This is a genomic window from Fusibacter sp., from assembly GCF_057447755.1.
In genome coordinates, this window is sequence record NZ_JBVBZF010000213.1 from 1 (window position 1) to 6178 (window position 6178).

Annotated in this window: 8 protein-coding genes; all 8 read left to right on the plus strand. The window is 38.2% G+C overall.

Annotation, left to right across the window (positions count from 1 at the left end; all coding sequences use genetic code 11):
- A partial coding sequence (locus AC220I_RS16705) for a hypothetical protein (protein WP_486725000.1) occupies positions 1-244 on the plus strand: 244 nt, incomplete at its 5' end.
- A gap of 190 nt (positions 245-434) precedes the next feature.
- Positions 435-1133, plus strand: coding sequence for a PrsW family glutamic-type intramembrane protease (locus AC220I_RS16710; protein ID WP_486725001.1), 699 nt, complete (start codon positions 435-437; stop codon positions 1131-1133).
- Positions 1134-1190: 57 nt separating this feature from the next.
- Entirely contained in the window at positions 1191-1643 is a 453-nt protein-coding gene (locus AC220I_RS16715) for a MarR family winged helix-turn-helix transcriptional regulator (protein ID WP_486725002.1), read from the plus strand.
- A gap of 5 nt (positions 1644-1648) precedes the next feature.
- Positions 1649-1966 (plus strand): cytochrome C biogenesis protein, encoded by a 318-nt coding sequence (locus AC220I_RS16720; RefSeq protein WP_486725003.1) that lies wholly within the window; start codon positions 1649-1651, stop codon positions 1964-1966.
- Between the two features lie 87 nt (positions 1967-2053).
- Complete coding sequence (locus AC220I_RS16725) at positions 2054-3289, plus strand: aminopeptidase (protein ID WP_486725004.1); 1236 nt, start codon at positions 2054-2056, stop codon at positions 3287-3289.
- A gap of 9 nt (positions 3290-3298) precedes the next feature.
- Positions 3299-3877, plus strand: a complete 579-nt coding sequence (locus AC220I_RS16730) for a GNAT family N-acetyltransferase (RefSeq protein ID WP_486725005.1) — start codon at positions 3299-3301, stop codon at positions 3875-3877.
- Between the two features lie 120 nt (positions 3878-3997).
- A complete protein-coding gene (locus AC220I_RS16735) occupies positions 3998-5665 on the plus strand; it encodes a 2-oxoacid:acceptor oxidoreductase subunit alpha (protein ID WP_486725006.1) in 1668 nt (555 codons plus the stop codon).
- A 10-nt stretch (positions 5666-5675) separates the two neighbouring features.
- A partial coding sequence (locus AC220I_RS16740) for a thiamine pyrophosphate-dependent enzyme (protein WP_486725007.1) occupies positions 5676-6178 on the plus strand: 503 nt, incomplete at its 3' end.

The following is a 6178-nucleotide window of genomic DNA, read 5'->3' on the forward strand; positions in this document are numbered from 1 at the left end:
CCAAATAATGAAATTGGGAAAAATAACAAACTCAATTGTTGGAGAAATCGTTACACACCCTCAAAACGTTAAAATATGGGGCATAAAGAACTGTTCCAATCATGAATGGGTCCAGTATATGAAGGGGAGCGATCTACCACGGTATATTCCACGAGGAAAAGTGGCGACGATCGCAGAAGGAAGCGTTATTTTTATGTATGGCATTCCCGTTACCATCAAGATGCATTCAAAAAAAGCACATTAAACAATCACTTTGTTTTAATGTGCTTTTTTTTGATATAATAATATTATAATAATAACGTAATTAAAATTGTGTAAGAAATTATTTTTGGGGTAAGTATCGAAAATATGACAATTTGCATAATGAATATTATGTCAACAAAACAATCATTGACCTAAATGTAAAAAAATGGTATTCTCAAAAGAGGTGATGTATGCACAATCTATTAATGATTGCAATTGGACCTTCAATTGCCCTGTTGCTTTTTTTCTATTTTGTTGACCGGTATGATAAGGAACCTTTATCATTACTGGGTAAATTGTTCTTGGGCGGTATGGTGAGTGTTTTACCAATTATGATCGTTGAAATTGGTCTGCAGTCCTTAAACATTTTTTCGGGTTTACTGGGAGCAGCCTATACAGCCTTTGTTGTGGCTGGCTTTACAGAAGAGTTTTTTAAAAAAATTGTGGTTATGAAGATCGCGTATAAGGATGCGCACTTCAATGAACGACTAGACGGGATTATTTATTGTGTGTTTGCATCTCTTGGAATGGCAACTGTTGAAAATATACTTTACATATTTAGCAACGATAATCCAATCTCAGTTGGCCTTGTAAGAGGTGTTATAAGTGTTCCTATGCATATGTTATTTGCAGTGACAATGGGCTATTACTTATCTTTCGCTAAATTTACGACAGAGGAGGTTAGAAGAAAAAAATATTTGAGACTGACTTTATGGCGACCTGTTTTATTGCATGGTGTTTTTGACTTTCTTTTAATGAGCGGGCAAACCTTACTTATAATCGCAACCTTCCCATTTGTGTTGTGGTCTTGGCGAATTAATTTCATTAAGCTAAAAAAATATTATGAAGATTCAAAAATGATGCAAAATAGTAGCAGTCTTAATGATTAAATAAAATATATTTTGGTATATATAAAAGAAAACATTAACTAAAAGGATGTGAATTGGGTGAAAACACAAAATTATGAATTATTAACAGAGTATATGCTAAAGTTGATGCCAACTATGAACAAGCGTTTTTTCAGAGATGATGAAGTTTTTAAATCTGATGAGCTTTTTCCATCGCATATACAGATACTATTGGTTCTATCGAACCATAAACAGTTGACAATGTCAGAAATTTCAAGACAGATCAATGTCATTAATTCCAATTTGACACCATTAGTAGACAAACTAATCAAACTAGGTTATTTGAAGCGTCAACCTTATAAAAAGGACAGACGTGTCGTTCACATTTCCTTGACAAATTCAGGTAAAACATTTGTTGAGAAGCATAGAAAATATGTTGAAACACTATTAGAGGAAAAATTAAACGCGCTGCCTGAAGAAAAGGTCACTGAGCTCGTTGAACATTTAAAGGCGGTTTATGACACTGTAATTGAGTGCTTAGGAGAGAAGTAAATAAAATGAAACAAGTTTTTTGTAAATTTGAGGTCTATATACCTGAATCACATGTGACCTTATTAATTGATGCGCTGAACGAAAAGCAACTTTTAAGAGAGGGAAATTATGACAGCGCCTATTGTTCATATCCAGTCACAGGGCATTGGCGGCCACTTGAAGGCGCTAATCCATACGATGGCGAAATTGGGACACTAAAGACTTCGCATGAAATTAAGATAGAATTTAGAACATCAGAGATGAATGCAGAAATTGCATATGACATTATCAGAGCAATACATCCATATGAGGTTCCAGTGATAAATAGGATGATGATGTTTTGAGAAGAGTCTATCTAAGTGGGACAAATTTTGATATTATGAAATAGGATTAATTTATTTAATCCTAATTTTTTTTTGAGAGGTGTCAATATGTTTAATATTAAACTTAAAAAATATGCTGAATTACTGGTCAAGACGGGCATTAATTTGAAGAAGGATCAAATATTGGTCGTCAGATCACCAATTGAATGTGCAGATTTTGCACGTTTAATCTCTGAGATTGCATATGAGGAAGGTGCTAGAGAGGTTGTTGTTCAATGGAACGATGAAAAGTTCAACAAGATAAGATATATGATGGCACCTGAAGCTATCTTTGATGAGTATCCAGATTGGCAAAGTGCTTTTTTTATTGATTATGCTAACCAGGACGCTGCTTTTTTAAGCATTTCAGCATCTGATCCTGAGATCATGAAAGAAGTGGACCCAAATCGAATGATGAAGGCACAAAGAGCTAGTAGTAAGGCATTACAGCCTTATAGAGAGAGATTGATGAACAACGTCAATGTTTGGTGCGTTGCATCTGTGCCAACACAAGCATGGGCCAAAAAAGTATTCCCAAATGAGACACCTGAAAGAGCAGTTGATATGCTGTGGGATGCCATTTTCGAAGCGGTTAGGGTAAACGAAGATGAGCCTGTTAAAGCTTGGGACTTACACAAGGCGGCACTAAAAAAGAACATTGATTTCTTAAACGATAAAAATTTCAAGGCTCTAAAATATAAAAACAGCAAAGGAACGGATTTGACCATCGAATTACCGGATCATCACATTTGGATGGGGGGATCGGATTTTACCAAAGAAGGTCATGAGTTTATTGCCAACATGCCAACTGAAGAAATATTCACCGCGCCAAAGCGAAATGGTGTTCATGGAAAGGTGGTCAGTTCAATGCCTTTCAATTTAAACGGCAATATTGTTGATGAATTTGAGCTGATTTTCGAAGCGGGGAAAATTGTAGATTTTTCAGCTAAGGTAGGATATGAGACCCTTAAAAGTCTAATTGAAACAGATGAGGGATCACATTATTTGGGCGAAGTAGCGCTGGTTCAGTATGATTCACCAATTTCAAATACCAATATTTTATTTTACAATACACTCTTTGATGAAAACGCATCTTGTCACTTGGCGATTGGAAAAGCTTATCCAGTGTGTATCAAGGACGGAGAAAACATGACGTCTGACGAATTGATTAAAAATGGCATTAATGACTCCATGACCCATGAAGACTTTATGGTGGGGACCAAGGATTTAGATATTGTGGGTATTACTCAAAATGATGAAGAAGTCATCATTTTTAAGAATGGTAATTTCGCAATCGCCTATTAGGGGTGAAGTATGATCATAAAAAAAGCGGATTTAGGAGAGCAATATGAGGTCGTTGAACTGATAAAATTGGCAATTGGTGATATGACGCTTGCATATACGGGTTACGAGGAAGAGGACAAGGTTGATGAAGCCCTGAAAGGGCTCTATGCCCATGAAAATTCTAGATTTAGCTATCATAATGTACATGTGGCTTATTCACAGAATAAAATCGTAGGACAGATAACAGCTTATCCTGCAAGTCGTATACCAGAACTCAATTTGTCTTTTGAGCGTTTCTATAATCCCACTATGGCTGAAAGAGAGAATAAGCTAAAGGCTTTATTGGAATCGCGAGAAGGTTTTGATGGTGAATACTATATAGACAGTCTTGCAGTCTTTGAACCCTATAGAGGTCTTGGCATCGCACACAGACTGATAGAAGAAGTTGAAGTGACCGCAGGAAGTGCGGGATTTGACAAATTGTCCCTACTGGTTGATCTTGACAATGAAAAGGCTGAAAAACTCTATGAAAAGTTAGCCTTTAAGACTGATAAGTACGTGGAGATATTGGGACATCCATACAAGCATATGGTCAAGTTCATATTTTAATGCCAATCTATTGATCACTATGGAATCATTGAGTTGATAAATTTTTGTAACGACTGAATGATTCCATCTTTTTAAGGTATATATAAAGTGTTATCAATGTATTTAAAGAAGGTGGTTATTATGAAGAAAACAATTATGATAGCAGGAGCAGCGGGTGCAGGTATTAATACCTCAGAACTATTTCTCGAGAGAATACTCAAGTCTGAAGGCTTTTTTTTACTATCTTACAAAAATTATATGTCTAGGGTAAGGGGGGGATTTAATTATGCCACAATTACTTTAGGAAGTCAGATTGTAAATTCGTGTGAAGACCATGCGGATATTTTTATTGCCTTAAACTCAGAAGCCCTTGAAAAGAGTCATGCGATGCTAAAAAAAGAAGGACTTGTCATCGCCAGTGACCAGTTCAAGCAGGGCTTTAATCAAGATCAGTCCAAGGTTATTTGGATTGAGGAAGCGGCCTTGAAGGCGGTTTCAAAGTCGAAAAATGGCTTTAGTATGAGCGCTATAGGCTTCACCCTTAAGTTACTTGGATTTGAAGAAGAGGTCTTAAAGGGCATGACCATGAAAAAATGGTCAGAAGAGGTGAATCAGAATAACCTAGCAGCTGGTAAGTTTGGCTATGATCTAGGGAAAACCCAGCTTAAAACCGAGGTTTCAAAGAAAAAGGATTATATTTTAGTCAACGGTAATCAGGCAGTTGCCTTAGGTGCAATTGCTTCTGGGCTAGGCTTCTACAGTGCGTATCCTATGGCACCATCTACGGGGATTATGTCCTATTTAGCCGCTCATGAAAAGGAAATGGGCATTATCGTGGAACAGGCTGAAGATGAAATTGCAGCTATAATGGCCGCTATCGGTGCTGCCTCAAATGGTGTCAGAGCCATGACGGGAACATCAGGTGGTGGATTTGCATTGATGGTGGAAGCACTTGGTTTTGCAGCGGTCAGTGAAATACCTCTGGTGGTCTGTAATGTCCAGAGACCTGGACCGGCAACTGGCCTTCCAACAAGAACAGAACAGGCAGATCTTTCCTTTGTGGTTACGGCTTCACAGGGTGAGTTCGCTAGGATCGTATTAGCACCATTGACTGTTGAAGATGCTTTTTATAGTACCTTTAGAGCTTTTAACCTCGCGGAAAAGTACCAAGTGCCAGTAATCATCCTCACCGATCAGTTGTTGGCGGATTCGACACAATCCATCTCAAAATTCAAGACAGACCACCTCAAAATAGAACGTCATTTGATGCCTGAAATTCAAAATGATTATAAGCGATATGACTTCGAGCAGACCTTTGGTGGTCGAAAGTATCCTGGAATAGACCATCAAACACTCGTCATGACAGATTCGCACGTACATGATGAATATGGCCATGTAACTGAGTCTGAAGAGATGACGATTAAGTTGAAACACAAATTTATTAGACGTATTGAAAGTATTAAAAACGAACTAAACGCACCTGTCTTTTATGGCAGCGAGGCTTATAAGACGCTTTTTATTGGATGGGGATCAACTTTTGGGGCTTTAAAAGATGCTGTGGATGAGCTTAATGCACAAGGCGAGGCAGTTGCTTTAATCGCATTTTCAGATGTTTACCCTATAAGAGAAGATGTTCTAAACGTCTACATTAGACCAAATGTTGAAGTAATCAATGTTGAGGGAAATGCCTTCAACCAGTTTGGAAAATTACTTCGCATGGAAACGGGCATCTCGTATGACCGCTCTATAAACAAATATGACGGACGACCTTTTAATGCCGACTTCATAATTGATGCATACCGTAAGTGAGGTGAATGAAATGACTAAGATAGAAACTTTGAACAATCCCTTTGTGATGAACAATCCAACGACCTGGTGTCCTGGATGTGGCAATTTTAGCATACTGGATAGCATCAACCAAACTTTGCATGAAATGAACCTTATGCCACAGGATGTCTTGATGGTATCAGGGATAGGACAAGCTGCAAAACTACCACATTATATTCATGCCCATGGCTTAAACACCTTGCATGGACGTGCGCTACCTGCAGCCATGGGGGCTCATTCAGCAAATCATGAACTAAAGTTAATTCTGACTTCAGGCGATGGTGATACTTACGGTGAAGGTGGTAATCACTTTATACACGGCATCAGACGCAATATGGACATTGTCCATATCGTCCATGACAATCAAATTTATGGATTGACTAAGGGGCAGGGATCACCGACGACTGCTTTTGGACAGAAGACGAGACTCCAGGTGGATGGCATGAGACCTGATGCCCTGAACCCAGTGGCATTGGCGATTAGTATGGACTGCAG